Annotated in this window: 1 pseudogene; it reads left to right on the top strand. The window is 48.4% G+C overall.

Annotated elements, in window-relative coordinates:
• Window positions 1–558 (top strand): annotated as a pseudogene (locus ACG59Z_RS18750) (hypothetical protein); the annotation flags it as partial.

The raw sequence follows: 558 nt of genomic DNA, 5'->3' as shown, positions 1-558 counted from the left end.
TTCAGTATGGCTTAAACCGTGATCTGAATATTGACAGTGTAACGGCAGGGGACAGCAAGCTGGATACGAATGGTTTAACCATCACTGGTGGACCAAGTGTGACCAAGACTGGTATTGATGCTGCAGGTAACACCATCAGTAACGTAGCAGCAGGCACCAATGCCACTGATGCAGTAAACAAAGGCCAGCTCGATGCGTTAAGCACATCAAGCAATAACAAGACTGATGCCTTGGGCAACAGCACAGCCAATAATCTGGGCGGTGGCGCAAGCTATGACAGCACTACAGGTGCAGTAAGCTCACCGACCTATACTGTGAATGGCAACAACGTCAATAACGTGGGCGATGCGATCACTGCATTAGACAAAGGCTGGACACTACAAAGTAATGGTACCAATGCAGCTGCAGTAAAAGCTGGTGATACGGTAGACATTGGTACGGTTGCAGGTGAAACGAACCTGAAAGTGACCAAGACCGGCAGTACGATTCAGTATGGCTTAAACCGTGATCTGAATATTGACAGTGTAACGGCAGGGGACAGCAAGCTGGATACGAATG

Origin of the sequence: Acinetobacter sp. ABJ_C1_1 (assembly GCF_044684115.1) — a bacterium.
GTDB classification, from domain to species: Bacteria; Pseudomonadota; Gammaproteobacteria; order Pseudomonadales; family Moraxellaceae; genus Acinetobacter; species Acinetobacter nosocomialis_A.
The sequence above is the reverse complement of the archived record's forward strand: the minus strand, read 5'-3'. Positions and strand labels throughout refer to the sequence as shown.